21 protein-coding genes, 1 pseudogene and 1 riboswitch are annotated in these 24,995 nt (G+C 53.0%); of the genes and pseudogenes, 18 read left to right on the top strand and 4 right to left on the bottom strand.

Annotation, left to right across the window (positions count from 1 at the left end; translation table 11 throughout):
• Nucleotides 1-8: 8 nt before the first annotated feature.
• A complete protein-coding gene (locus SQ11_RS02225) occupies nucleotides 9-632 on the bottom strand; it encodes a LexA family transcriptional regulator (RefSeq protein ID WP_041512437.1) in 624 nt (207 codons plus the stop codon).
• 91 nt (nucleotides 633-723) lie between these two features.
• Nucleotides 724-1,446, bottom strand: a complete 723-nt coding sequence (locus SQ11_RS02220) for a response regulator transcription factor (RefSeq protein WP_052493930.1) — start codon at nucleotides 1,444-1,446, stop codon at nucleotides 724-726.
• Between the two features lie 678 nt (nucleotides 1,447-2,124).
• On the opposite strand from SQ11_RS02220, the gene SQ11_RS02215 reads away from it, so the two are divergent.
• Both SQ11_RS02215 and SQ11_RS02210 read left to right on the top strand, forming a co-directional pair.
• Entirely contained in the window at nucleotides 2,125-2,526 is a 402-nt protein-coding gene (locus tag SQ11_RS02215; RefSeq protein WP_041512436.1) for a hypothetical protein, read from the top strand.
• A gap of 314 nt (nucleotides 2,527-2,840) precedes the next feature.
• On the top strand, nucleotides 2,841-4,226 hold the full coding sequence (locus SQ11_RS02210) for a hypothetical protein (protein WP_041512435.1): 1,386 nt from the start codon (nucleotides 2,841-2,843) through the stop codon (nucleotides 4,224-4,226).
• Nucleotides 4,227-4,519: 293 nt separating this feature from the next.
• Here the strand turns inward: SQ11_RS02210 and SQ11_RS02205 are convergent, their stop codons facing one another.
• Nucleotides 4,520-5,677, bottom strand: coding sequence for a hypothetical protein (locus SQ11_RS02205; protein ID WP_232297860.1), 1,158 nt, complete (start codon nucleotides 5,675-5,677; stop codon nucleotides 4,520-4,522).
• A gap of 1,394 nt (nucleotides 5,678-7,071) precedes the next feature.
• Between SQ11_RS02205 and gspG the strand changes: the two genes are divergently transcribed.
• The 15 genes and pseudogenes from gspG to SQ11_RS18140 form a co-directional block, all read left to right on the top strand.
• Nucleotides 7,072-7,506: a type II secretion system major pseudopilin GspG gene (gene gspG, locus SQ11_RS02195; protein WP_041512433.1), complete on the top strand. Its 435-nt coding sequence runs from the start codon at nucleotides 7,072-7,074 to the stop codon at nucleotides 7,504-7,506.
• 6 nt (nucleotides 7,507-7,512) lie between these two features.
• Nucleotides 7,513-8,697, top strand: a complete 1,185-nt coding sequence (locus SQ11_RS02190; protein ID WP_041512432.1) for a type II secretion system F family protein — start codon at nucleotides 7,513-7,515, stop codon at nucleotides 8,695-8,697.
• Between the two features lie 71 nt (nucleotides 8,698-8,768).
• Complete coding sequence (locus SQ11_RS02185) at nucleotides 8,769-10,472, top strand: GspE/PulE family protein (protein ID WP_041512529.1); 1,704 nt, start codon at nucleotides 8,769-8,771, stop codon at nucleotides 10,470-10,472.
• The gene (locus SQ11_RS02180; RefSeq protein ID WP_041512431.1) at nucleotides 10,453-11,277 is read left to right on the top strand and encodes a hypothetical protein; all 825 of its coding nucleotides are present in this window, start codon (nucleotides 10,453-10,455) and stop codon (nucleotides 11,275-11,277) included. Before SQ11_RS02185 ends, SQ11_RS02180 begins: the two co-directional genes overlap by 20 nt.
• Nucleotides 11,277-11,822, top strand: coding sequence for a fimbrial assembly protein (locus SQ11_RS02175; protein WP_041512430.1), 546 nt, complete (start codon nucleotides 11,277-11,279; stop codon nucleotides 11,820-11,822). The genes SQ11_RS02180 and SQ11_RS02175 overlap by 1 nt, the downstream gene beginning before the upstream one ends.
• Nucleotides 11,804-12,376, top strand: coding sequence for a hypothetical protein (locus SQ11_RS02170; protein WP_041512429.1), 573 nt, complete (start codon nucleotides 11,804-11,806; stop codon nucleotides 12,374-12,376). Before SQ11_RS02175 ends, SQ11_RS02170 begins: the two co-directional genes overlap by 19 nt.
• Nucleotides 12,373-12,900, top strand: coding sequence for a hypothetical protein (locus tag SQ11_RS02165; RefSeq protein ID WP_041512428.1), 528 nt, complete (start codon nucleotides 12,373-12,375; stop codon nucleotides 12,898-12,900). The genes SQ11_RS02170 and SQ11_RS02165 overlap by 4 nt, the downstream gene beginning before the upstream one ends.
• 11 nt (nucleotides 12,901-12,911) lie before the next feature.
• Nucleotides 12,912-15,173 (top strand): secretin and TonB N-terminal domain-containing protein, encoded by a 2,262-nt coding sequence (locus tag SQ11_RS02160; protein WP_041512427.1) that lies wholly within the window; start codon nucleotides 12,912-12,914, stop codon nucleotides 15,171-15,173.
• Nucleotides 15,170-15,661 (top strand): type II secretion system protein, encoded by a 492-nt coding sequence (locus tag SQ11_RS02155; RefSeq protein WP_041512426.1) that lies wholly within the window; start codon nucleotides 15,170-15,172, stop codon nucleotides 15,659-15,661. Before SQ11_RS02160 ends, SQ11_RS02155 begins: the two co-directional genes overlap by 4 nt.
• Nucleotides 15,662-15,664: 3 nt before the next feature.
• Nucleotides 15,665-16,111 (top strand): type II secretion system protein, encoded by a 447-nt coding sequence (locus SQ11_RS02150; RefSeq protein WP_198140775.1) that lies wholly within the window; start codon nucleotides 15,665-15,667, stop codon nucleotides 16,109-16,111.
• A gap of 16 nt (nucleotides 16,112-16,127) precedes the next feature.
• On the top strand, nucleotides 16,128-16,787 hold the full coding sequence (locus tag SQ11_RS02145) for a type II secretion system protein (protein WP_041512425.1): 660 nt from the start codon (nucleotides 16,128-16,130) through the stop codon (nucleotides 16,785-16,787).
• Between the two features lie 438 nt (nucleotides 16,788-17,225).
• Complete coding sequence (gene epsA, locus SQ11_RS02140; protein WP_269746021.1) at nucleotides 17,226-17,996, top strand: XrtB/PEP-CTERM-associated transcriptional regulator EpsA; 771 nt, start codon at nucleotides 17,226-17,228, stop codon at nucleotides 17,994-17,996.
• Between the two features lie 260 nt (nucleotides 17,997-18,256).
• Nucleotides 18,257-18,338, top strand: a riboswitch (cyclic di-GMP riboswitch).
• 94 nt (nucleotides 18,339-18,432) lie between these two features.
• Entirely contained in the window at nucleotides 18,433-19,302 is an 870-nt protein-coding gene (locus SQ11_RS02135) for a PEP-CTERM sorting domain-containing protein (RefSeq protein WP_041512424.1), read from the top strand.
• 95 nt (nucleotides 19,303-19,397) lie between these two features.
• On the top strand, nucleotides 19,398-20,894 hold the full coding sequence (locus SQ11_RS02130; protein WP_041512423.1) for a hypothetical protein: 1,497 nt from the start codon (nucleotides 19,398-19,400) through the stop codon (nucleotides 20,892-20,894).
• Between the two features lie 121 nt (nucleotides 20,895-21,015).
• Nucleotides 21,016-21,426 (top strand): annotated as a pseudogene (locus SQ11_RS18140) (POTRA domain-containing protein); the annotation flags it as partial.
• Nucleotides 21,427-21,521: 95 nt separating this feature from the next.
• Here SQ11_RS18140 and SQ11_RS16635 read toward each other — a convergent pair.
• Complete coding sequence (locus SQ11_RS16635) at nucleotides 21,522-22,349, bottom strand: fatty acid desaturase (protein WP_084226683.1); 828 nt, start codon at nucleotides 22,347-22,349, stop codon at nucleotides 21,522-21,524.
• A gap of 884 nt (nucleotides 22,350-23,233) precedes the next feature.
• On the opposite strand from SQ11_RS16635, the gene SQ11_RS02120 reads away from it, so the two are divergent.
• A complete protein-coding gene (locus SQ11_RS02120) occupies nucleotides 23,234-24,808 on the top strand; it encodes an FAD-binding oxidoreductase (protein ID WP_041512526.1) in 1,575 nt (524 codons plus the stop codon).
• Nucleotides 24,809-24,995: the final 187 nt, after the last annotated feature.

Here is a 24,995-nt window from a genome sequence, read left to right as displayed (position 1 = left end):
TTCATCAATCACCGATTGGAACCGAGGGGGTATCCGGAAGTACGGGTTTTTCGAATGAGGCCCACATACAACCCATAAATTTCCAATCCCTGCTCAGGCCGGATGGGCGGGTAGTCCTGCGCCCGGCCATGGTTACGCGCTTCGAGGTAGTAACCTCTTTTATCCTTGGCCAGGACTTTGAGCGTGAATTCGTTATCCACGATGGCCAATACCACTTGACCGGATGAAGGGGAATTGCCACGTTCGATAATTACCATATCGCCCTCGAATATCCCCAGATCAATCATCGAATCGCCTTTGACGGGAAACAGGATGGTTTGGGAGGGTTTCTCGATAAGATAATCATCGATGCGCAGCAATTCAGGCTGGATGTCGGCGGCCTGTTGAGGCATTCCCGCTCGAACCGCATGTCCGACTGTTCGCTCGAAAAAGCGGGGGCCGGGACGTGACCGGCCACCCGGCGCATTCTCAAGAAAGCCTTCTTCCTTCAAACGCTGAACGATCTGATGGGTCCAGGAACGCGCCTTTCCGTTCCAAAGCACAGACAATTCGGTTATTGAAGGAATAACGTTTTCCCTGGCATAGTAATCCTGCAGCTTGCCGAGATAAGAGGAAATTTCGAGCTGTTGCATAGTCATAAATATCAAGAACGGTTGTTCTGATTATAGAGAACAATTGTTCTTTATTCAAGTCAACTGAAAAGGAGAGGACTGCTGCCTGCAACTATAAATGGTTTGCGGGAAACTCAGTTCGGGTGCCAGTCATCCTGAACTGATGATGGTGGAGTTTGGCAAACATGAAAAGATCAAAGCGATTAGTGATCTCCAATTTGCTAAAAATGGACGTCAGATGGTTCCGCAGGGTCTGTTCGCTGATGTCCAGCGTACGAGCAATTTTTTTGTTCGATGCGCCCGCCTCATTCGCGAAAGCATTGACGATCATGCGTTCCTTACGCGTAAGTGCAATGATCTTCCCCGCGACCGGATCGACAGGCACCTTTTGGCCTGCCCGTAAAAAGTTGATAAAGACACGTCCGGTGGTCCGCCGGTCGAGCCACAGTTCGCCATCGTGAACTTTCTGGATGGCCTTGAGGATGGTTTGCGTAGGTTCCTCTTTATATACCACGCCCCGCGCGCCATTGAACACAGCCACGTCGATAGTGGTCTGATCGTGAATCTCGGTAAAGATGATGATGTGAAAATTTCCTTCCTTCAATAAATCGGGAATAAGGTCCACGCCCTTTTCTCTACCAAGGTCCAGATCGAGTAAAACAATATCGGGTTGATTCTCCCTCGCCAACCGCTTGGCATCCGCGCCATTATTCGCCTTGCCGACGATTTCCATGCGCGGAGACTCGCTATTTACGAGTTTTTCCAATCCCCATAGAACAATCTGGCGGCTGTCGATCAGCAGGACACGAATGGGTATGTGAGAGGAAGGATACATGAGGTAGCGTTCCACCAACTTCTGAGATTATTAGAAGCATAGTATGGTTTTATCGATTATGCACCTTGTCACCCGCGGATGTAAATTCACACAGTACAGCGCAGCGATTGCAACCCAAAACACCCATTTGAGAAGATAGCACCGCTGCAATATTCCTTGGCTACGTATGAACGCCTGCATAATGGAAAATCGTGCCAATTTCAAATCGATGTCGGCACGACTTTGCCAAAGATAAATTAACTTTGGTTTAATTCGATTAGTTTCATATTGTCGTCATATGATTATGCCATGATTGCTGCGTGTTCAAATACTCCGGTCAATCAAGGGGCCCGAGTTTAACACCGAGCTCAATAAAGTCTCAGCCATATAAACCTCCATCGGATAGGTTTTTCAGAGAAGACTCAATTTGCGCCCAAGAAATCCCTGTTCTGGGTAAGGCGCATCGATGTACTGGAAGCAGTACGAATAAGAAAAAAACAAAATAAGAACCGACAGAGCGAAGTCGAAATTCCTGTCATAACAGAGCTTGCAGTCTCATGCGAACTGCGGTTCCAGGAATTTTCAACGATAGCTCCGGCAATTAATGCTCACAGATTATGACATTTAAGTAGCAGAAATTAAGTATGCGAATCGATATTTGGTGTGTGTTCAATTTCTACGTCATATAGAGGAGATTTCATGAATATTTCATATAAAGCATTTTTAATCACCAGCACGCTCAGCTTCCTGACTATTACCGGAGCTCAGGCAGGATATGAGCACATGAAATTGGAGGAAACACGGAAGATAAAAGGGGACTTGACGTATGGTGGTCAAGCAATAGTCCCAAGCATGAAGGGTCATTCAGTCAGGGTCAGGGTGGATTCCGATGCAGGCCACGAGCACATTAAATTGGAGGAAACACGGAAGATAAAAGGAGATTTGACGTATGGCGGCCAGAAAATAATCCCCAGTATGAAGGATCATTCGATCGGAGTCAGAGCGGATTCCGATGCAGGACATGAGCACGTTAAATTGGAGGAAACACGGAAGATAAAAGGAGATTTGACGTATGGCGGCCAGGAAATATCCCGGATATGAAGGGCCATTCACGGAGCCGCGGCAGACTCCTGTAGGTCAACATGCGTATGCATACATAAGAAGAAGGGCCTTAAATCTTTTTGGCCCAGATATCCACGACTAACCATTATGAATAATACCCCACCCCTGAGGTGGGGTTGTAGTGGAGGTAGGTGCGTTGAGCCTGAGATCGATCGTGATACATCAGGTCGATCAGGGATTGTTTGGATTAAAAGTAGCGTGTTCTTCAATTCGGTTTTCTTAAACGGTTGGAATATGGTGATTCCGGCGTATTAAGAATTTTTATTATCAATATCATGCAAGAGGGATTTCTAATGATTTCAACGAAGAAACTAGCTCGCCTGGTGCCATTAGCGGCCATATGCGTGCTTACGCTGTCAGCGGGTACTGCCAGTGCAATGGATGAAACTGCACCACTGTCAGCTTCTCAATATCCTGAGAAACCACTGCCCACTTATCAATATCCAAATGTTTATAATAATTATCTGCAGCCGATAGCAACCTCCATCGATTATCACACTCGTGTGATCTATCTCTTCAACTATGAGAATGACAAGCTAATAATAGTGGACCCAACCAGTATCCCCGGCTGGCCGGGAGATCTTCCTCTGCAGCACACGGTGGTGATGCCGGAAGGAAATAAGATTTATATAACGTCCGATAACACGCCGGATCATCCTTCCTACATTATCGCCCTGAACGTCAACAGCATCAATTGGGATGCGGGTTCGGCTTCGCTAACAGTGGACTCATTGTTGCCGGTCGATACCCCAAACACGCCTTCGGAACTCCCGTTTGTCAAATCGGTTAATGACGTCCAGGCTGTTCCTAACTGGATGATAGGCAGGGGAACTCAGATTCATGGTCCCACGATATTGCCTTACTCGGATTTCCTTTATTTCACGGAGTTTACTTCGGACAGAGTGCGTGTGATCAATCACAAGACGAATCAATTCGCGAGTGTGGACCCTATCGTCATACCTGGATACACGGAACAGACACATGGCGTGAATTTCAACAGGTCAGGCACCGTTGGCCTTGGAACGGGGTATTTCTTTGATAACAGTGTGATTGATGTATACAAATCCAACCGGGAAACCGGAGCGCTGCAGGTGGTAGGCCAGATCATGCTGGGCAATGAGAAAAGGCATGCGGCTTTAACCCACTTCGTGTATTGGCTGGACGAACGATATGCGGTTACCGCCTCCATGCAATTCGATAAAACCTCGCTCACTCCGTCAACCACAAACAAAATCATCCCACCCAGTGTATGGATACTCGATACTTTGGCGGGAACCGCCAAAAAAATTGTCGACCATACCAATAATGTCAATGGTGCTGGCGTCCTTCGTTCAGCATCGGATATTGCTGTAGTGAATGGCAAGCTCTATGTTGCGGAAGAAGATACGCTTGACAATACATTCGCGAATGATGGGTTCATTTCGGTTTTCGATTTAACCAATCGAGATAAACCGCGATTCATAAAAAGACTCAAACCGGGTTTCGAGCTCCCCAGAGGGTATACCGTCGCGCACACGATTAGCCCAACTCCGGATAATCGTTACTTGTTGGTGGCAAGCTGGGTTTCCGGGTACGTGATCAAAATTGATACCACCACGGATACAGTCACCAAGGTATGGGGGCCTAACGACGGCCTTGTGCAACCGCATGGCATATTCGCGGCAGGCGGTCTTCGCTAATTCTTAATCATCGCCATCCCCGGCCCATCTTCATTCATTACCGATTCATCATGAGGTGAAATGGAAGATGGGTCGCTTTAATGATCATCAAGATTTCGCGAGTTTAAATACCATTGCTAAAATACTGCGGTTAATTCCGCCGCATCCTTGCCCAGCAAGGATACCCGCATGTCCGGGAAATTGCCTGTCGAGATTCATTTCAAATACAGTAGTGTAACCCGGCAATTTAATTCGAGAATCTAAATCTCGTTCCCATCTCGCGGACACTTGTGTTCATCCAGATTAATCAAATTTTACATCATCAGCTGGAATGATAATTTGAAAACATCCACTTTGTCGCCGACCACATCTGGTGCGTAGTTCGAGCCTTTGGTGCGGAGATCGCCATGCTGGTAATACGCCGCAATACGCATCTTAAAGTCATCAATGATATAGTTCACGCCTGCCTCGATTTCCTCTCGCTTGCTGCTGTGATCAGGCTGAATACTGGTGAATCTTCCATAAGGCTGGAATTGTCCTATCCCTACCGTGACGGGTATCAGATAAAGCCCGGTAACCGTCCATGATTTTCCATCGAATATGCAAAAGCAGTCCGGATCGGCAAAGGCCGAGGGGGAATAATTGGCATAAAATTGCTTATATTCCCCATTGACGGTGAATACCCCCATATTTTTAGGCAGAACTTTTTCAAACAGGGCATCGCCGACAAGACCAAGGAAATCACTGCGATTCGCGAATGAGCCGGCGCCGTCTTTTTGATACGAAGCGCCGACCGCAAGCGCGAGAATGTCTCCGGCTTTACCAAAGTAAGTACTGCGGGTGTAATAGCCTGGATTCTTTTCCGGATTCAGGAAATTGTAAGTCAGGCGTCCGGCCCACGACACACTATTACCCTGGTTGGGTCCCATATGCATCGGGGTGGATGACTGGAGGCCTCTATACACGCCTCCGGCATAACCCAGCGTACCTTTGATGAAACCTGGCTCAATGCTGCCCCAGAAAGTGCCGCCGTCATCGTGGCCATAGCGGCCCGCGCCTCCGCTGCCAAATTTAGTACTGAAATCTTGCGGAAAAAAAGGCGTCTTGAAGGCATCATGAGTCGCCTGGTGAAAAGGACCGCTTAATTCTCCCCGTTCTGTCGGTATCTGCATGCGTCCGCCCCAAATATTGATATAACGGTTAATTTCGACTTTTCCTATCGCGGCGAGAATATTATAGGACATCTTGGGGTTATCCCCCGGATGGGTGTTATTGCAGAAAATGCATTCGGTATAGCTTTCGAATTTGAGATATTTATGGATCTGCCCGTTGAGAAAGACACGGGCATTGTCGATGCTGAAGTGATCCCGGAAGTCCCCCGTGTCCCGGTTTTCCACCCACACGCCCGAACCGCGGAAACCAGCGCCGAGGGTAAACCATCTGGTGTCATCAATGGCCCACTTAGGTCTCATCCCGGGGTGACCCAGACCGTTCAGAGCGAGTGCCTCGGGTAGCGAAGACAGAGAACTTGCCGTTAGGGCCGCTAACATCGCGACTCTAGCGTACAAACAATTTTTCTTTTTTTGTTTGAACCGTTTGGCTGGGAGTGATGCGCTCATGTGCCCTTCTGTTTTCCACATTTTCTTCCCATCAATTCTCATGATGATGCATCTCCCATAGAATAAAGATTATCAATTAGATTCGGATGTCATCTCCTTTATTGTGCCGTTATGCAATGCGTTTTTTTTGAAGATTGCTTCGCAAAAGTTTCACACGGCAACATTGCACGGCGTTTACGAGAACGTTAAGTTTAATTGAAACGATGATACTTAAAGCCTACAGCCCGCAGGCTTTCCTATGCTTACAGAATAACAATTGATGGCGAGCACTTATATAGATTCATTGAAGCAACCATTTTTAAAGCCTGGCTAATAGTTGCGGAGCTGATCTCAATTATCATGTGCCCATCCTTCCCCGCCACCTGGTAGAAACGATGAACACATGATGTACAAATACCGGCTTCCATACTCCATGCTTATAAATATTATTGTCTGGTAATGGATTGGGTACTTGTGATGAACCAGATTTGCGGTAAAAGGATTGAACTGGCCCCACCGAGTTCTGGAAAGGCAGATTTGCCTGATCGATGAAAATGAAGGGTGCGGGTATTAACGCTAATCAGCTTTGATCCGCGCAATAACAGATGAGTGCCGAACAAAAAAAGAACCCGGCGCAGAATTAACTTCTACTGCGCCGGGTTGACGTGCCTATATCGGATAGACACCAGAACGTCTATCAAGGAGAAGATAGACATCGCTACTCTCTCATAATGGTATGTCGAGCTTATGACAGCGGAAGGATATGCCAGGCGTGTGCTTGGCGATTGGTCGAACCTAGAAGCCTATCTTTCCGCGCTAGGCGTCGTTGCAAATCATGGTTCAAAGATGCGGTAATGAAGAAATGGATCAAAGGATCGCTACAGTCGGATACTCCACCATGCCGAAGAGCAATCGAACACCCAGCGCCTTTGAAAACGACAATAAGCCGCTACACAAGGTTTTTTCTTGCAATACTCAATACCAAGAGATTCCCGATACTTTTACTTTTTTAATGGCCTTGCACCTGTGCTTTGTATATGTCGGAAAGAACTTCACAGTATTTTATGGGATAGCGCGTATACCAATGTGGCAGGGTATATGACTCGCACAATTTATCCATGGATCAATCTTGATCCCGTGAATCCATTCAATGGGCGAAGGTCAAGTTTATGATTTTCATGCGTCTCGTCAACTTTCGTAATCATTCTGTCACGTGAGACCCCTAAACTCTGTGCCATGCAAGTCAATGAACAGATCAAGAAACTGAAATGAAATATTGGAGTATCCGACGTCGCGCGCAAGCAGAAAATGGATTCACGTTACTCGAGTTGCTGGTCGTCATGGTCATCATTGGACTGCTGGCCGGTTATGTGGCGCCCAAGTATTTTTCCCAGGTGGGCAAGTCCGAAGTCAAAGCAGCTCAGGCGCAAATTGATGCCATAGAGAAGGCGCTGGATCAGTATCGCCTGGATATCGGCCGCTATCCCGCCACTGAGCAAGGGTTGGCCGCGCTGGTGACACGTCCGGGCAATGAGCTGAGATGGCAGGGGCCTTACCTCAAAAAGATGGTGCCGCCTGATCCGTGGGGGCGGCCATACATTTATAAAAATCCGGGCGAACGCTCGGAATTCGATTTGTACTCCCACGGTAAGGACGGTCAGCCTGGCGGGACGGGCGACGCGGCGGATATCACGAACTGGTAGGTTGAGATGCGTTACGAAGTGAAAGCTGTGCTTACCGGACAAGGCACGGTATTTCTCGAACTCGATGCGGAGAACGAGGATGACGCCCGCCTCCAGATAACGTCGCAGGGCGGCATGGTTTTGAATGTGCGCCGAAGGTTTACCGGCTGGATGCCGAAATCCAGATTGCGTTTTCCGCTGGCGCATTTCAGCCAGGAGTTGCTATCCCTGCTGGAAGCGGGACTCAGCCTGGTGGAGAGTATCGAGACGCTATTGGATAAAGAGCAGGATGCCGCCGTGCGAAAAATTATCGAAGGCCTGCTGGCGCGGCTCTATGAAGGCATCACTTTATCGCGTGCATTGGAGCTGTATCCCCAAGCATTTCCCCCCCTTTATGTCGCGACTGCGCGGGCCAGCGAGCGCACCGGCGATCTTCCCGAAGCACTGACGCGTTTCATCAGCTATCAGACGCAGATGGATCTGGTTCGCAAGAAACTGATCGGCGCCTCCATTTACCCGGTTCTTTTGCTGGTGATCGGGTTGCTCGTGGCAGTATTTCTGCTGATCTTCGTCGTACCGAAGTTCAGCGCCATTTACGAGGACATCGGGTCCGATTTGCCCTGGCTTTCCGTCATGCTGATTGAATGGGGGCATTTCGTGCATAAGCAGGGGTGGCAATTGGCAGTCACCGGAACGGCCGTGCTCGGCGTTGTTATCTACGCTATAACGCGGCCATCGTTCAGAGTGTGGCTGGCCCAGCAATTATGGCGCATCCCCGCCATTGGCGAGCGTATGCGAGTTTATCAGCTTGCCCGTTTCTACCGGACGCTGGGCATGCTGTTACGCGGCGGCATTCCGATAACAAAAGCGCTGGAAATGGTCAGCGGCCTGCTGCAGCCGCACTTTCGGCCCAGGGTGCAAGCAGCCGCCTCTCGCATAAGCGAGGGAAAAACAATCTCCAGCGCGATGGAAACAGAGGGGCTGACCACCGCGGTGGGCGATCGCATGCTGCGGGTCGGAGAAAGAACCGGCCTCATGGGAGAAATGATGGAGCGCATCGGCCATTTTCACGATGAGGAAATTGCACGCTGGGTCGAGTGGATGACGAAACTGATCGAACCCTTGCTCATGGCGGTGATTGGCGGCGTGATCGGTGGAATTATCATACTCATGTATATGCCGATATTCCAGTTGGCGGGAAGTGTCAATTGAGTCAATCAGCTGAAGCCGCCTTGCCGCTATCGATGGCTACAACGCTGCCGGTAGATGTGCTTTCCGAAAATATGGCTGAAGCGGCGCGTGATCTCGCGTTATCTTCGGCCGCAACGCCGCTGGTGGATGCACATCGGCTTGAGCAGGCGCGTGCGGAGGCCTTGGTCCGGGGCGTTTCAGTGATGGCGGTTCTGGAAGAAACCTGCGGCCTTGCGCCCGATCCGCTGGTTGCGGAACTCGGCCGTCTATTCCGGATGCCGGTATTGACGATGGAAGGTTTGCGGGCATTTCATCCCGCATTTGAGACGCTGCCTTTTAATGAGGCGGTTATGCGGGAATGTGTATTGCTTCGGCGGGAGAAACAATACGTTCTTGCCGTGGGCAATCCATTCTCGCCCAACCTGAGATCGTGGGCGGAAGACCGGTTTGCTGTCGCGGCGGCATGGCATCTAGTGCATCCTGCCGACCTGGCCGCCTTTTTTGCGCTGCAGGAAAAGACGATGCGCGCAATGGATAGCGTGCTTCCCGCAGCGGAACGCGGGAGTACGAAAGCGGGCGAGGAGGATCTCTCACTCAAGACGATCAACGAAGGCAGCAGCCCGGTGGTGCGGCTGGTGCATTCCACGCTGTATGACGCCCATAAGTCGCAGGCAAGCGATATTCATCTTGAAATGGTGGTGGGCGCATTGTCGATCAAGTATCGGATCGATGGCGTGCTGACCCTGATCGGGGTGGTGCAGGGCCCTGACCTGGCCGAGCAAGTCATTTCCCGGATCAAGGTGATGTCAGATCTGGATATTGCCGAGCGCCGCGTACCGCAAGATGGCCGCTTCAAGATCTCGATCCAGGGACGGGAGATCGATTTCCGCGTCTCGATCATGCCGAGTATTTTTGGCGAGGATGCCGTGCTGCGTATTCTCGACCGGCAGGCGCTTGCCGACCATGTCGAGGGACTGACATTGAACCACCTCGGTTTCAATCAGGCCGCCATCGCAAGTTTCCGCCGTCTCAGTTCCGAACCGTATGGCATGTTGCTGGTTACCGGTCCCACGGGCAGCGGCAAGACCACAACGCTGTATGCCGCGATTTCGGAAGTCAATGATGGACAAGACAAAATCATCACCATAGAAGACCCTATCGAGTACCAGCTACCCGGCGTGCTGCAGATACCGGTGAACGAAAAAAAGGGACTAACCTTTGTACGGGGTTTACGCTCGATTTTGCGCCACGATCCGGACAAGATCATGGTCGGCGAAATCCGTGACCCGGAAACGGCGCAGATCGCCATACAAGCGGCATTGACGGGCCATCTTGTATTTACCACGGTACATGCCAATAACGTGTTCGACGTCATCGGCCGTTTTTCACATATGGGGGTGGACCCCTATAGTTTTGTCTCCGCCTTGAACGGAATCGCCGCGCAAAGGCTGATTCGTCTGCTTTGCTCACATTGCGCGGTGGAAGAACGGCCAGACGAGCAACTGATCACGGAATCCGGCATGACTTCCGAGCAAGCCGACACATTCCGGTTCCGCGTTGGCAAAGGCTGCGGCCAGTGCCGGGGGAGCGGTTACCGTGGAAGAAATGCAATCGCGGAAATGCTGATATTGAACGACGAAATCCGTGAACTCATCATAGCGCGTGAGCCCATACGCCGGATAAAAGAGGCGGCGCGGCGCGGCGGGACTCGCTTCCTGCGCGAAGCGGCGCTGGAGATGGTAAAGACCGGACAAACAAGCTTGCAGGAGGCCAATCGTGTCACCATTGTGGCGTGATCAGATACGGGTTTTCTTTGCCCCCGGCCGGGTCGAGCTGGTCCGTTCGTACCGGGGAATAAAGCCGGTGCAGGCTGCCAAGCTTACAGCAGCTTGCGAACGCGAGCAGGATGCGCCTGCCTGGGAGCAGCCTCTGCGGCAATTGGACCGGATGATCGCGGATGCCGCCGGGCTGGATATGATTATTACGCTATCCAACGATTTTGTGCGCTACGCGGTGGTATCACCGCAAGTGCAGATCGTGACCCCCGCCGAGCTGTACGCGTATGCGGCTTTTCACATGCGCGAGGTGTACGGAGAGAGAGCCGCGGCCTGGACACTCGCCATGAGTTCCTGGGACCCCTGCAACGGCGGCATTTGTGCTGCGATAGAAAGCACCCTGCTTCAGCAATTGAATGAACTCGCTATGCAACACAAAGTCAGGTTGAAAAGTATAGCGCCGTACCTGGCCAGCTCCTTCGATCAATGGTGCAAACGATTCAAGGGAGAACGGATATGGTTTGCCCTTGTGGAAACCGGGCGCCTTTGCCTCGCCTCGTTATCGAACGGCGTCTGGCAGGGGATACGCAACCAGCGTATGTTGCATAACGCAGAAGACGAATTACTTGCGGCGCTGGATCAGGAAGCAATACTGTTTTCAGCGCGCAAGGAAGCCGTCGAACAGGTCTATCTGTTTGCGCCGGAGCACCCGGAATTGGCGTTACCGAGCGATTGCGGCTGGCGGATTATTCCATTGCAGACCGGGAATATGCCCGCGCCGCCGCTTTATCCGGTCGCTGTCGCGGCTCCAGACCGGAAAAACTGATGCGTAGCCTGAATCTGAAATTTCCTGACAGTGGGCAGGAAGCAAGAAATGCCGGATACGCCATGCTGCTGGTGGGTATGCTGGCTTTGGCCGGTGTGCTGCATCAATTCCAAGAGGCAACGGACGAAGTGGCCTACTGGGATTTGCGCATTGCCTCAATGGATCGCCAGACGGGAAGGAAGACGACGCCACTCGTTTCTCCAGGTCAGGGAGGAGGAGGAGGACGGGAAGTAAAGCAGGAGATTAGAAGAGCCAACGCGGTGCTGAGCGAGATCGACTTGCCGTGGGGTGCGCTCTTTGATTCTGTCGAGTATGCAACAGGCCCCGAGGTAGCCTTGCTCTCGTTCCAGCCGGATGCCGCCGGCCGCACGATGCTGATGGGTGGCGAGGCAAAGAGTATGCCGGCACTGCTTGACTTCGTCAGCGCCCTGGAGCGCGAACCCGTTCTCAAGGATGCCTATCTGCTTAAGTATGAAATCAAGCAGGACGATCCACATCGGCCGATTGTTTTTTCCGTTATGGCATCATGGATCGAAGCGTCCTGACAAATGCATTGCTGCGGGTGCGCTGGCAAACGGAGCGGCTCGGCAATGCCGGAAAAATCGGCTTCGGACTGCTGGTTTTCTCGGTTGTATTTTTCTTTTCGGCGGTGTTGCCGCGCCAAACCGAGTCAATCGCACTCATGGAGAAAGCCGAAACGATGCGATTGCACTTTCGGGCGGAACCGATGCGTGTGTCAGGCGGTAAAAAAATACAAAGGGATCAGGGGTTGGGGGATTTCTATGCCTTCTTCCCGAATATCGATTCATCACCGTTCTGGATCAGGGAACTCGTGCAGGTTGCGGAGACAGCCAAGGTGGAGATCAGCGGTAGCGAATATCGTATGGTGCGCGACAAGGGATGGAAGCTTGCGCGCTATGAAATGATGCTGCCGGTTCGGGGCGGCTATCCGCAAATACGCGCTTTTATCGCCGATGCCTTGCGGGTTGTTCCCGCCATGGCGCTCGTGGATATTGCGATCAAACGTGAAGGCGTAGAGTCCGATTTACTCGAAGCGAGTCTCAAGTTTCATCTCTATCTGAACGACGGCAAGAGATGAAGACAACGGAACGGGGGCGCGTATTGTGGCTGGGAGGAGCGTTGCTGGCGACACTTCTCGCCACCCAGTGGGTGAGCGGTGGAGATGGAGGCGCGGATCCGGGATCCGCCGCTCCCGAACAGAAGGCCCCAAGGGAGCTAAAAGGAGAGATGAAGGGGGAGACGAAGGAGATGCGCGCCACTGAAGATGACACCGCGCAACTGGAACTTGAGCGCCTGGAACGCAGAAAATTCAGTGCACAGGCTGGCGATCTCTTTAGCCGTCAATCATGGATACCGCCTCCTCCTCCCGCAAAGCCCCAGCCACCCTCTCCGCCGCCTCTGACGTTCAAATATCTCGGCAAGGTAACCGAGGGGGATGAAACACAGGTCTTTCTCGCTTTGGCTGAACGCAACTACGTCGTCAAGGTTGGAGAAAACATAGATAGCCAATATCGGGTGGATGAGGTGACCGATCACACCGTCACCCTAACTTATATACCGCTCAATGCCAAGCAGGTGCTTTCGACAGGTGGCGGAGTATAAGGAAACCTGCGATGAAAACTGGAAAGTACATTTTGATTATGATGATCCCGGCCCTGTTTGTCGGATGCGCGACAAATAAGGCTTTTGTCGAAGGCAAGCAGCTTATTGCCGAGGGCAAGGTGGATAGCGGCCTGGCAAGCCTGGAAAAGGCGGCACGCGAAGAACCGGACAATCTGGAGATTCGCGCGGTACTCGCGCGTCAGCGCGAGGCGGTGGCGGCACGCTTTCTCACCGAGGCCCAGAATGCCAGGTCCTCGGGCGATCTCGATGCCGCGGAGCAGGGATTTCGCCATGTACTTGAGTTGAATCAGCACAATGAACGTGCGCAGGTGGGTTTGGCGGCCATCGATATGGACCGCCGTCATATCGAGGTGTTGAAACAGGCGGAAGCATTGCTTGAGCGCAACGACTATCCCGCCGCGGAAGCCGGAATCCGGTCGGTACTGCAGGAAAACCCTATGCAGGGGGATGCCCGCCGGCTGATAAAACGGCTTACCGAGCTTGAGTTGCAAGACGGGGCCGCCATGGAGCCACCCTTGTTGAAAACAGGTTTCAAGCAACCGATTACCCTTGAATTTCGCGATACCGGTTTGAAATCGATATTTGAAATCATGGCGCGTACCGCAGGCATCAACTTTGTATTCGACAAGGACGTCAAGCAGGATACCAAGACCACCGTTTTTCTGCGCAACACCCACATTGAGGATGTGTTCAAGTTGCTGCTCATGACAAATCAGCTGACACACAAAGTACTGAACGAAAATTCGGTGTTGATTTATCCCAATACACCCGCCAAGCTGAAGGAATACCAGGAACTGGCGGTGCGCAGTTTTTATGTCGCGAACGTGGAAGTGAAGCAGATGGTCGCCATGGTCAAGGGGCTGGTCAAAACCAAGGATATCCATGTGGATGAGGCGCTAAACCTCTTCGTCATGAAAGACACGCCGGATGCAATTCGACTTGTCGAGCGGCTGGTTACACTGAATGATCTGGCCGATCCTGAAGTCATGCTGGAAGTCGAAGTACTGGAAATCGGACGCAATAAGCTGCTTAATCTTGGTTTGCAGTATCCCGACAAGATCAATGTGAACATGCTTAACGCAGGCGCTACCGCCGCCGGCATTCCGGCTGGTTTCGAGATCAGTAGCGCCGGCGTCAATCGCAACGGGTCCAATCTGGACCAGTTAACCGGATTCATCGCCAATCCCGCGCTGATCGTCAATCTCAAGCAACAGGATGGGATCATCAACGTGCTTGCCAATCCGCGCATTCGTGTCAAGAACCGCGAGAAAGCAAAAATTCTCATCGGCGACAAGGTTCCGGTTGTCACCACGACTGCCACCGCCAATGTCGGCGTGGCCTCATCGGTGAGTTATCTTGACGTGGGACTCAAACTGGATGTCGAATCCACGGTTTCGCTTCAGGATGAGGTCTCAATGAAGGTCAGTCTCGAAGTCAGCAATATCGTCAAGGAAGTGCCGATAGCAAACGGGGGGCTTGCCTACCAGGTCGGTACCCGTACCGCGACGACCACGCTGATGCTGAAGGATGGCGAAACCCAGGTTCTCGCAGGATTGATCAGCGACGATGAGCGCGTCACCTTAACCAAGGTTCCCGGATTGGGGGATTTGCCCTGGATAGGTAGATTATTCTTGAGTCAGAATCTTACGCGCAACAAGAACGAGATCGCGCTGCTGATAACGCCGCGTGTCCTGCGCAATATTTCGCGGCGGGCAAAAACGGACAGCGAGTTTCATTTTGGCACAGAGAATACCGTGGGGATGCTGCCGGTGAAGATCGGCAAGGTTGCGGCGCGATCGCTGGCGATATCATCCACACCCACGGGAGGCATGGCGGCGGCTCCGAGAGATATCCCACGCCCTCCTCCTTCCGATGAGCTCCGGCCGGCACGTGATGCCGCTCCCCAAGCCGCGTCGCCGGTACTATCGTTGATCGCGCCGGAACAGGCGGGGATGGGCAAGGATTTCACCGTCAGCGCGAATCTTACGGGCGCGGAAAATCTGCCCGCCGCGGAACTGGAACTGAGTTACGACGCAACCCAGCTTGAAGCGCAGGGGGAAGGGGAGAAATCCGGGACGCGCCAATTGAAACTGGGCAAGGGTGGAGGAGTGGTGGATCTGGCATTCAAGATCATTGCGCAAAAACCAGGCACGGCTCAGGTCAGTGTCAAAAGCATTACATTCCAGGGAGACAGTGAGAATCCAGCACCAGAGGTTATATTACCGCCCGCGGTGAATATCGAGATTAAATGATTCCAATCAAGAGCCCGGCGAGTAACCACGGCTTTTCGCTGGTCGAATTGACGGTTGTGATGGCCATCATGGCGGTTTTGGTTTCTTCGGCCATACCGTTGTATGAACTCACCGCGCAGCGCGAAAAAGAAAAAGAATTGCGGGTGGGTCTGCGGCAAATCCGGGAAGCGCTCGATGCCTATAAACGGGCAGTGAATGAAGGGCGGGTCGCTAGAAAAGCGGATGAATCGGAATATCCGCGCAAGCTGGAGGATCTGGTTGCCGGGGTACCCGATGCCAAGGAGCCGGAAAAACGCAAGATCTATTTTTTGCGGCGATTGCCCCGCGATCCCATGTCCACCGACCCGGCGCTGGCTGATGCCGAAACCTGGGGCAAACGTTCTTATGAAAGCCCACCGGACAATCCGCAGGAAGGTAACGATGTATTCGATGTGTACTCCCGCTCGCAACAAATTGGCTTGAATGGCATTGCTTACGACAGGTGGTGAGAAATGCGTGAGGCTTATTCCGCCTTCATTCTGAAGATCAGGCAAGGCACCGGAAAAGCCGGCGAGAAGGTTCCAGCAGAGGGCTGGAGATTTTCCGGTTTTACCCTGATCGAACTACTGGTTGTGATGGCCATCATTGCAACGCTGCTAAGCATTGTGGTGCCCAGGTATTTCAATTCGCTCGATAGATCCAAAGAAGTGGTGCTGCGACAGGATCTTAGCATCATGCGCGATGCCATTGATAAATTTTATAGTGATACCGGAAAATACCCAAGCGAACTGATCGAATTGGTGGAAAAGCGGTATCTGCGCGCTATTCCGGTCGATCCCCTGACCGAAAGCGCGGCAACGTGGGTTGCCGTGCCTCCCCGTGAGGGCAGTGGCATTTACGATGTGCGCAGTGGTTCACCTGAGCAGGCAAAAGATGGCACATTTTACGAGGCGTGGTGAAAAAGGGGTCTGAGACATGGGTGCGGAAAGAGGATTCACCTATATCTGGATACTCTTCGCGGTGGCGGTGGCGGGTATTGTTTTGGCTGCTGCGGGACAACTATGGCAAACCGAGGCGCAACGGGAAAAAGAAGTGGAGCTTATGTTCGTGGGAGAACAGTTCAGGCAGGCGATCGGGTCATACTACGAGAGCTCTCCGGGAATGCCCAAGCGTTACCCCGATTCGCAGGAAAGATTGCTTTTCGACGACCGTTTCCCGATACCCAAACGTCATCTACGCAAAATCTATTTTGATCCCATGACGGGCAGAGCCGAGTGGGGGCTGATCAGAAAGCCCGGCATCGGAATTGTCGGGATCCACAGTCTTTCGACTCGGAAACCAGTTAAGCGGGCAAATTTTCACGAGCGCTATGCGAAGTTCGCCGACGCCGTGAGTTATGAGGACTGGACGTTCGTCTATACGCCGGGAGAAACGGGTGGAACCGCGCAGCAACCGGGATCGCAACCCCAATCTCAGTCCAAATCTCGGCCCGAATCTCAATCGCAACCAAAGCCCCAACCCCAGCCGAAATCCCCGGCACAGCCGGACGCGCCGCCGGACGCGCCGCCACCCCCCGCCTCATCTGATCCATCGGCTGCGGCGGGGGGTTCAATTCCCCCATCGCCAGCCTATTGAACGCATGCCTTAGCTCGGGAAACCATTCATCACGGCAACAACCCAGGTATGAGGCCGCCGGGAATCGGTCAGTGGAGAGATGCCGCGGCTGCGTTACACCCCCCCATCGGTGCCCGCACCCCCGCTGCGGGTCGTGCCATTTCATGTTGCTACGCATAACCCCCTGCGTCCAAACAACCGCGCACTCCGCCCCATCCAATTGCCGGATTCAGGTTAAACCCAGATCCGGATCTGTGCCGCGGCGCCATGAGCCCCCATATGCCGCCTGGCATGATCCTTTCTGCTTACAGCATATTCATGAATCTGACACACCATCTTAATTATTTTGTCATCCGGAGCACTGAGAATAGGTGGGCTTTCAAAATTGATCAAAAAATAAACGTGCCGATGTCGTGGCCGAGTATGCGACGCAAATAAAATCAAGGCATAAGAAATACCATGGGGGGAACCATTACTCTGACTGAACGAGAAATGGAATATCTATTCCGGATCATCGAGTCATCAACTTCCATTTTCCAACGCCATCAATTCTTCCTATGGTCGCAAGGCGAGCTACAGAGCCTTTTGCCGCACGGACTGCTCATATGCCTATTCGATGAAGGGTCCGGACAGTCGATCAACATAGAGAAATTCAGCCGTACCAATATAAGTGAAATCAGGTTTTCAGAGCTTTGCCGTCCGGATGGAGGCATTATATTCCGTGTCATGTCAGCATGGAGCGCGGGTAAGAACCAGCCATTCCTGCTTTGTCCGCACAATCCAAATGGCATTACCTACAAACATTTTGCGAATGATCTCAAGCGCGACGATCTGGAGCGCCTCGCGGCGCACGGAATGTTCGATGCCCAGGGCCGCACCAGTAGTCTATTCGCCTTTACGCAAATTTCCGGCACGTTAACCGAGCGCCACGCATACTTTCTTGAACTGCTGACACCGCATATGCACATGGCGTTGGTACGCATGCTATTCCATGAACGGCATCGCCAGCATGGCGCCATAGCGGGAAAAAGCGGAAAACTCATCACGGACCGGGAAACGGAAGTTCTGCGCTACGTACAGATGGGCAAGAACAATCTTGAAATCGGGAGCCTGCTTAATATCAGCCCGCTTACCGTTAAAAACCATGTCCAAAAAATCCTGCGCAAACTGAATGTCAACAACCGGGCGCATGCAGTGGCCAAGGCGATGGCATTGAAGATCACGCTCTAGCCGGTGAGGCATCCGGGCTCGAGCGACTGCATAGTCCGAACGCCTTATGGAAAATTCATTGACTTATCGATTCGCCGTCATATTGGGTCTTTAACCTTACAGGGCAGCATGAAAAGAATTCATATTGATCAGGTGTCGTTACGGTACAGAAAAATAGACAGGAAGGACTACAGAAACCAAGGTTGGGATTCATAAGCACTTAACCATCACTGCATATAGTGGCAAGCATCCGGCAGAAAGCCCAAGCACTTCACGCCGGATGGGAATAAAGCCAAACCCGTTGCGAGGCGGGGACGGAAAGCTGCGGGCCTAAGCGCAAGCGGAGGTAGCCGGGTTGCTCCAGGATGGCTGATCAAGTGGGCCACGAGTCGCATGGATCAGCCGGTTGGAATCGAATATCAACGCAACTCATTTAACCTTTTAGGGAGTATCAGTAATGAAAATGAACTTCAAGCTTAAGGCACTCGCAGTTGCCGCCATCATGGCAGCCTCGGCGCCAGCTTTTGCCGCTATCGACGGCGGTGTGACCGGCAACGGCGAACTGCTGCTCAATGTGCGCTACTACGGTGGCGATTCCGCAACCACCGGCGGGGATGACATCTCGGGCCTGTTCGATCTCGGCTTCCATCTGAACGACATGCTCGCCGCGAATGGCCAGACCGGTTTCAGCAAAACCTGGGACCTGGCCACCGGTGCCTATGGCGCCTCATGGAATCAACTACTTAATTTTGTCGGTGCGAACAAAGGTCAAATCGAATTCAATGTGATCGCGCTGGATGACACCGATCGGAATCTCACCGGCGGTTCGCGTTATCTGATGACGGGAAATGTGGATTCTTGGCCAAGCCAAGGAAATACAAACGTGAAAACGATGAACGTCATGGAGCAGTATCTCGATGCCAACAACAGCCGTGGCACGCATGCCACCGCTGCTAATGGCGCCAGCACTGCCACACCGACAGACGCTCCCAATACCTTCTTCGGGGCAATCAATGGTTTTGGGCAGGGCGACAACTGGTTGGCGAAGACCACTGTCGATACTACTCAAGTATTGGGCACGGAGCAGAACTTCTGGTTCTTGACAACTTCTTCCACTTCCAATCTCGCCCAGGCCACCAAGACCCCTTTTGGTGTTGATCTGAATCATGACGGCGTTATCGGTGCAGGCGAGTTCACCAAAGTTACATTGAGCCAAGACGGCGTCCTCAGCATTACCAGCCCGGTGCCGGAAGCCGACACCTGGGCCATGCTGCTGGCCGGGCTCGGCATGCTCGGCGCGATGGTCCGCCGCCGCGCAGGGGCCTAAAACCGCTGCCACTCGCTTCTTCGATCCGCTCCCGCCTCCCGCTTGGGGAGGCGGAGGGATGAATACGCATATCAACCCGTTAAAAGGATATCGAAATGAAAATGAAATTGAGTAAAATCGCGCTGGCCGTGGCCGCGCTGGGGACGACTCCGGTTGCTTTCGCCCTCACCCCCGCACAGGTTGCCGCCGGCCCTACCACCTATGTATGGTTGTCCGGCGCATCCGCCCCCACCAATGCCGTGTTCCGCAGCGTGATGTCGCTCTGCAACGGCCTGGCGGGCAACGGCGGCGCCAATGATGCCCACATGTACCTGGAAAGCACCGGCACCGAGCCCGGCAAGAGCAGCGGCGACCGGGTCGCCTATGCCTGCACCATGAGTGCCGCCGCCGGTTCGCTGGCGGGCAAGAAAGTGGTGGTGTACCACACGGTTGAAGCCGGTTCCTTCAACGCCTACGCCCCGCACCTGAGCATGGCGGGCGAGCCCAATCCCAACGGTTACCTGCCGGGCAATATCAAGCGCATCAATAACCTGGCGTTGCTGGGCGGTGCGGGTAAATGCGCGGCGGCCGGCGCGGGCAGCACCAACGTCGTCCTGAATGGCGTGTCCTATCCCATCGGCCGCTACAACAACTGTAGCGACACGGTTACCAAGACCTTCACCGCCACCCTCAAGGGCGATGCCTCGGGCCTTCCCGGCCAGAGCTATCCCGACGGCGGTTTTTCCGACACCGAGTACCTGATCAACAAGCAGAACCTGGAAATCGGACGGGATCTGAGCGCCATTGGCAGCGAGGTGGCAACCAACATTGGCCAGGCCTTCGGCGTGGCGGTAAGCTACCCGCTGTACCTTCAGTTGCAGAAGAATGACGTGGCCGACGGCTTGCTGGCCGCGACCTGCGATGATGGCACGCCTACCGCACCCAACCTTACGCCTGCCTGCCAGCCGAGCATTCCCGCCCAACGCTATACCGCTGTGGCTGGCCAAGGTACGGTCGGCAGCGTAGACGGCAGCCTGTTCGGCGGTCCTGCCGGTTCCGTGGTCAATCTGGCGCGCCGCGTGCCTACCTCCGGCACCCAGTCCGCTTCCAACATTCGCTTCCTGGCCAAGCCTTGCGCCACCGGATTGTCCCAAGGCTCGCTGGAACCGGCACGGGCCACCGACAGCACGGCTACCGCTATCGTGACCGAGCAGTCCAGCACCGGCGGCGTGAAAACCGCGCTGAACACAGCAACCGGCGCGGGTCAATTTGGATTGGGCGTGGTATCCATGGAAAACACCCCGGCGCCTACCGCTACGGCTGACCGTTGGGCCTTTGTCAAGCTGGATCGTGTTGTCCCCAATTCCGACGCCCAGCAGCGTGAAGAGGCGATGGACGGTTCTTACAACTTCTGGTTTGAGCTGGCAGCATTCACCGCCGGCGGTTCGGTCAGCCCCGCCAGCGCCAGTGGCGCCGCCCTGATCGCGGCCGTCACCGGCACTCTGGGCGAAAGCGATCTGAAGGGCATCTTCGCCACACCGGTGGCCGGTGCCAGCGGTCCCACCTCCAAGGGCGCGCGGCTCGGCAACTCTTGCCAGCCTGCTGTCCAGTAATAATCTAGCGTAAAAGGCGGTGCAATGCCGCCAGTCGGTGTTCGGGACAACCCTTTCGAGGGTTGTCCCATTTGTACATATATAGAAGGCGATTTGCGCCGGGTGGCCAAAGTGGGTTTGGATGTTGCGAATGATTAGGAAACCGCTGAATCAGTCTCCGATTTTGCTGGCGGGCGGTAAGTCTTGGTGCAGCGGGAGCGGTGGTAGTCTCACCCCTTTCTGGGGTGCGCGGGGTGATTCTTTCCATCTTGCGGGCGGTGTGCCCCGCAGGGGATTGATTCGGCGATTTCTTGGCAAGGTACTGCGAGCGGGATGCCTGGTTTTTCTGGCGGGATGGATGCATGCGTCCCATGCGCAGGATGCGATATTCGATGTATTCGAATATCGCATCCAGGGTACGACATTGTTGCCCGTCACCGTCGTGGAGCAGGCGGTTTATCCCTACCTGGGCGAAAAGAAATCGTTGCAGGAAGTGGAACAGGCGCGCGATGCATTGGAACGCGCCTATCATGAGTCGGGTTACCTGACGGTTCTGGTGAGCATTCCGCAACAAAAAGTCGATGACGGCGTTGTCAGGCTGACGGTGACTGAAGCGCCGGTGAAACGCTTGCGCGTGGTTGATTCGCGCTATTTCAGCCCGGCTGATATCAAAGCCGCGGTGCCTGAACTGGCGGAAGGAAATGTGCCGAACTTCACCGCATTGAGCTCTGTCGAATTGACATTGTATTTATGTTCGCTTAGCGCCCCAAGGCGCACCAGGCACTGAGCAACCGTAAGAAGCGGCAAAATCCAGTATAAAAGAAAATAAAACCAGCCTCCGCTTAAGGATAATGCGGCCGCGACTATCATCCAGAATGCGAAGCGTACCCACTTTGGCGTCGGGTTCCGCCGCTGGAATTCATCACGCACGCCGGCGGCTTCGGGCCGCTTTCCTCGAATCAGGCGCCAAATGTTGAGCCCAAAAATGTCACCAAGAAATAGACGCACGAGTTGCTGCCGCGACATCGGAATGCTCCATTCAAGTCCCGATTTACGGGTAAAGTCAGGATCCTTGTCTGTATAGAAGTACTTGTGATGCGCCAAATGCACTTGGGCATAACCCTCAACCGATAGCACGAGCAACGGATAAGCGGCAAACAAGTTAGTAATTAGGTCGCCATAGCGTCCGCGTGAGCCTAATCTATGAACTTGCTCATGCACGAGCAGACCCAGCAAATTCTGGCGGGTACCTACCAGAAAAATTGCGAGGAGGCTTGCCCATATACTCTCGACCCAGATCGCGAGCGTGATTGCGGCGGCGATCACACACCAGGCACCCAATAACTGCCATATAAATAAAAGAGGGCGGGCTCCTACCAGGCTTCTGACATGGGCCTTGATCTCGGCTTCTCGTATTCGATCACCTGGTTTTATTATTGGAGGGAGAGCCTCTCTGTTAATAAGGGATATATCCATATCACTTGAGCTCCTTGGATACCGAAGGCACCTTGTTGCGAAGAAGAGTCGGCCGTTTTGCGATCAACGTTCGTCCCGTTTTCCTATTTGTCTCGTACCAGGCTTAAGAGTCAACACGGATCGCAGGTTTTTATCGCTAAAAATATTGCTCCCACAATCAAGCGAATGATCATCAATATGGAGCTTGTCTAAGAAGAAAAATGAAAAACCAGGAAACCATGAAGAGGTTTTGCTGGCAGGTACAAATATATACCTGGATATTCCGGCTCTAATTGGGATAACACCTCGAATTCAGGTGCTATTTCCCCAATTGCTCCAAGTGCGGACGTGTTAGGCGATGTAAAATCTGTTGGCGTTTGGAGCGAGCAATTTATTGAAGCAGGCGGCATCGGATGACCCATCCTCACCTCTGCAATCCATTATAGTACTTAACGATTGAATGCGTCTATGAGCGTTCCGGCTTATTTGGGATCTTGCCCTAAAATCATCCGCATGAGAGATTTTTATCGTAGCATAGTAGCGCTTCTCTACGAGTGTGTATAGCTATCTAGATGCCTTACTGGTAGAGTCCCCGGTGTACTCGTCATAACATCCCGGTTTCAGCTTCAGTTCAGAAACAAGAGATTGTTCGACCATGCGAGTATCCGTATCACCGTTCGCAGTCATGAACAGAATTTCCCAACTCGGATTCCTTTTTGACGTCACATTCTCATCCATCATCAGCTCACTGCGAGGATTCTACTCGTTGCTGCCTCATGAAAAGCAGATGCTGCGGGTCGTTGCGGCTGTCTGATGACCCGTAAAATATTGCTATTTCAGCACCGATTCTTCTGGAGACAATTTTTATGGATCACGAAAGTCAATATCGGTTATTTCTGGAGAGGATGACTGACGAATTGGGCTCTAGCCAAGTGCTTGACCAGTCGGCGGCCGAAGGCAAATATGGTGTTTGCACCACTGGTGTACACAGGACTATTCCGGGCGCAGTTTGTCCTATTTCCCAAGACCAGATTAAGGCCATCGTCAAAGCTTCGCGGGAGCTGAAGGTACCGTTGTACCCTGTCAGTACCGGTAATAATTGGGGTTATGGCAGCGCAAATCCAGTTATCGATGGGTGTGTGATTGTTGATCTTTCAGGCATGACCCGCATTACGCTGGACATCGATGCCGGACTGGCGACACTTGAGCCGGGGGTCACGCAGCGACTTCTGCAGAAGTATCTTGATGAAAACTCGCTAAGATTTCTTTGTCCGGTTACCGGTGCCGGTCCTGATTGCAGTCTGGTAGGAAACGCGCTTGAGCGTGGTTATGGCATGACTCCGCATGCTGACCACTTTCTTTCGGTGACGTCACTGGAGGCAGTACTTTCCGATGGCAGAGTTTACAGGCCTCCACTGGCCGAACTGGGTTGCATTGAGGTGGACAGGGCTTTCAAATGGGGGGTTGGGCCATTTCTCGATGGTATTTTTTCTCAGGGCGCATTTGGTATTGTCACGCAGATGACAATTGCGCTTGCACCGATTCCCGAGCGGGTGGAAGCTTTTTTTTTCGGGTTGCCGCATGATGCCGATATCGAACGCGCGGTGGAAGCGGTACGCGTTTTATTGAGCGAGGTGGGGGGAACGCTTGGATTAATCAACCTGCTGAATACGCGCAGAGTGTTATCGATGATGGAGCCCTATCCTCGCGATCAGCTTGATGAAAATGGCCTCATCGATGAACAGTATCTTTTGAAAATGGCTCGTCGAAATCAGGTCATGCCTTGGATGGGGACGGGCGCAATATATGGCAATGTACAAGTGGTTCGCGCCGTCAAGTCCGTGATAAAAAAGAGACTCTCAGGTATTGTCAAAAAATTGGTTTTTTTCACGCCGGAGTCGGTGGGCAATCTTAAACGGCTGAGTCATTTCATCCCCGGTGAATCGGGCCTGGGGCTGCAAAATATGCTTGGTCTGCTTGACAAGACCTTGCAGGCGCTGGCGGGCAGACCTAGCGAGATCGCGCTGCCTTTGGCTTACTGGATCTCGGGTAAGCGGCCGGCGGATAACTCACCGATGAACCCCGCACGGGACGGCTGCGGCTTGATATGGTATTCGCCCCTGGTGCCCATGCGTGCGGATACTGTCAGGGCGTATGCGCGGATGGTGCATGAGGTCTGCCTCGCGCATGGTTTTGAGCCACTGATAACGCTAACCAGTTTATCCGATCGCTGTTTCAACAGTACCGTACCATTGCTCTTCGATCGCGCCAGTGAAGAAGCGGTAGAACGTGGCAGGCAATGCTACGATGCGCTCTTCGAGGCGGGGCGCGCAATCGGCTGTATTCCTTATCGTGCCACCGTCGACTCGATGCAGCATTTCATAAAACTTGAAACGCCTTACTGGCAAGCTGTTGCCGCACTCAAACGGGAGTTGGATCCCGACGGATTGATAGCGCCTGGGAGATATTCCCAGGGTTGAGCCTGCTGAAGCCCTGCTATCCAAATTCGGTAGCTGGAAGGGTGAAGTGTGCGGTTTTTGAAGTACAGGGCAAGGCGCAGCGACGCGGAATGCCGTTTATACCAGGGATGTTGCGAATGACGCAGTGCCTGCGCAAAAGTTATGCAATCCGCCCCTTGGCGGACTCGTCCAGAAGGTGGGAATCATG

Source organism: Nitrosospira sp. NpAV, from assembly GCF_000832065.1.
Taxonomy (GTDB): domain Bacteria; phylum Pseudomonadota; class Gammaproteobacteria; order Burkholderiales; family Nitrosomonadaceae; genus Nitrosospira.
This window is presented reverse-complemented; position numbering and strand designations above follow the sequence as displayed.

Coding starts and splice junctions, on each gene's coding strand:
- SQ11_RS02130 (WP_041512423.1), top strand. CDS start 19,398: ATGAAAATGAAATTGAGTAAAATCGCGCTGGCCGTGGCCGCGCTGGGG.
- SQ11_RS02185 (WP_041512529.1), top strand. CDS start 8,769: ATGGCTGAAGCGGCGCGTGATCTCGCGTTATCTTCGGCCGCAACGCCG.
- SQ11_RS02210 (WP_041512435.1), top strand. CDS start 2,841: ATGATTTCAACGAAGAAACTAGCTCGCCTGGTGCCATTAGCGGCCATA.
- gspG (WP_041512433.1), top strand. CDS start 7,072: ATGAAATATTGGAGTATCCGACGTCGCGCGCAAGCAGAAAATGGATTC.
- SQ11_RS02170 (WP_041512429.1), top strand. CDS start 11,804: ATGGATCGAAGCGTCCTGACAAATGCATTGCTGCGGGTGCGCTGGCAA.
- SQ11_RS02225 (WP_041512437.1), bottom strand. CDS start 632: ATGCAACAGCTCGAAATTTCCTCTTATCTCGGCAAGCTGCAGGATTAC.
- epsA (WP_269746021.1), top strand. CDS start 17,226: ATGGGGGGAACCATTACTCTGACTGAACGAGAAATGGAATATCTATTC.
- SQ11_RS02160 (WP_041512427.1), top strand. CDS start 12,912: ATGAAAACTGGAAAGTACATTTTGATTATGATGATCCCGGCCCTGTTT.
- SQ11_RS02175 (WP_041512430.1), top strand. CDS start 11,277: ATGCGTAGCCTGAATCTGAAATTTCCTGACAGTGGGCAGGAAGCAAGA.
- SQ11_RS02145 (WP_041512425.1), top strand. CDS start 16,128: ATGGGTGCGGAAAGAGGATTCACCTATATCTGGATACTCTTCGCGGTG.
- SQ11_RS02155 (WP_041512426.1), top strand. CDS start 15,170: ATGATTCCAATCAAGAGCCCGGCGAGTAACCACGGCTTTTCGCTGGTC.
- SQ11_RS16635 (WP_084226683.1), bottom strand. CDS start 22,349: ATGGATATATCCCTTATTAACAGAGAGGCTCTCCCTCCAATAATAAAA.
- SQ11_RS02190 (WP_041512432.1), top strand. CDS start 7,513: ATGCGTTACGAAGTGAAAGCTGTGCTTACCGGACAAGGCACGGTATTT.
- SQ11_RS02220 (WP_052493930.1), bottom strand. CDS start 1,446: ATGTATCCTTCCTCTCACATACCCATTCGTGTCCTGCTGATCGACAGC.
- SQ11_RS02135 (WP_041512424.1), top strand. CDS start 18,433: ATGAAAATGAACTTCAAGCTTAAGGCACTCGCAGTTGCCGCCATCATG.
- SQ11_RS02165 (WP_041512428.1), top strand. CDS start 12,373: ATGAAGACAACGGAACGGGGGCGCGTATTGTGGCTGGGAGGAGCGTTG.
- SQ11_RS02215 (WP_041512436.1), top strand. CDS start 2,125: ATGAATATTTCATATAAAGCATTTTTAATCACCAGCACGCTCAGCTTC.
- SQ11_RS02205 (WP_232297860.1), bottom strand. CDS start 5,677: ATGAGACCTAAGTGGGCCATTGATGACACCAGATGGTTTACCCTCGGC.
- SQ11_RS02150 (WP_198140775.1), top strand. CDS start 15,665: ATGCGTGAGGCTTATTCCGCCTTCATTCTGAAGATCAGGCAAGGCACC.
- SQ11_RS02120 (WP_041512526.1), top strand. CDS start 23,234: ATGACTGACGAATTGGGCTCTAGCCAAGTGCTTGACCAGTCGGCGGCC.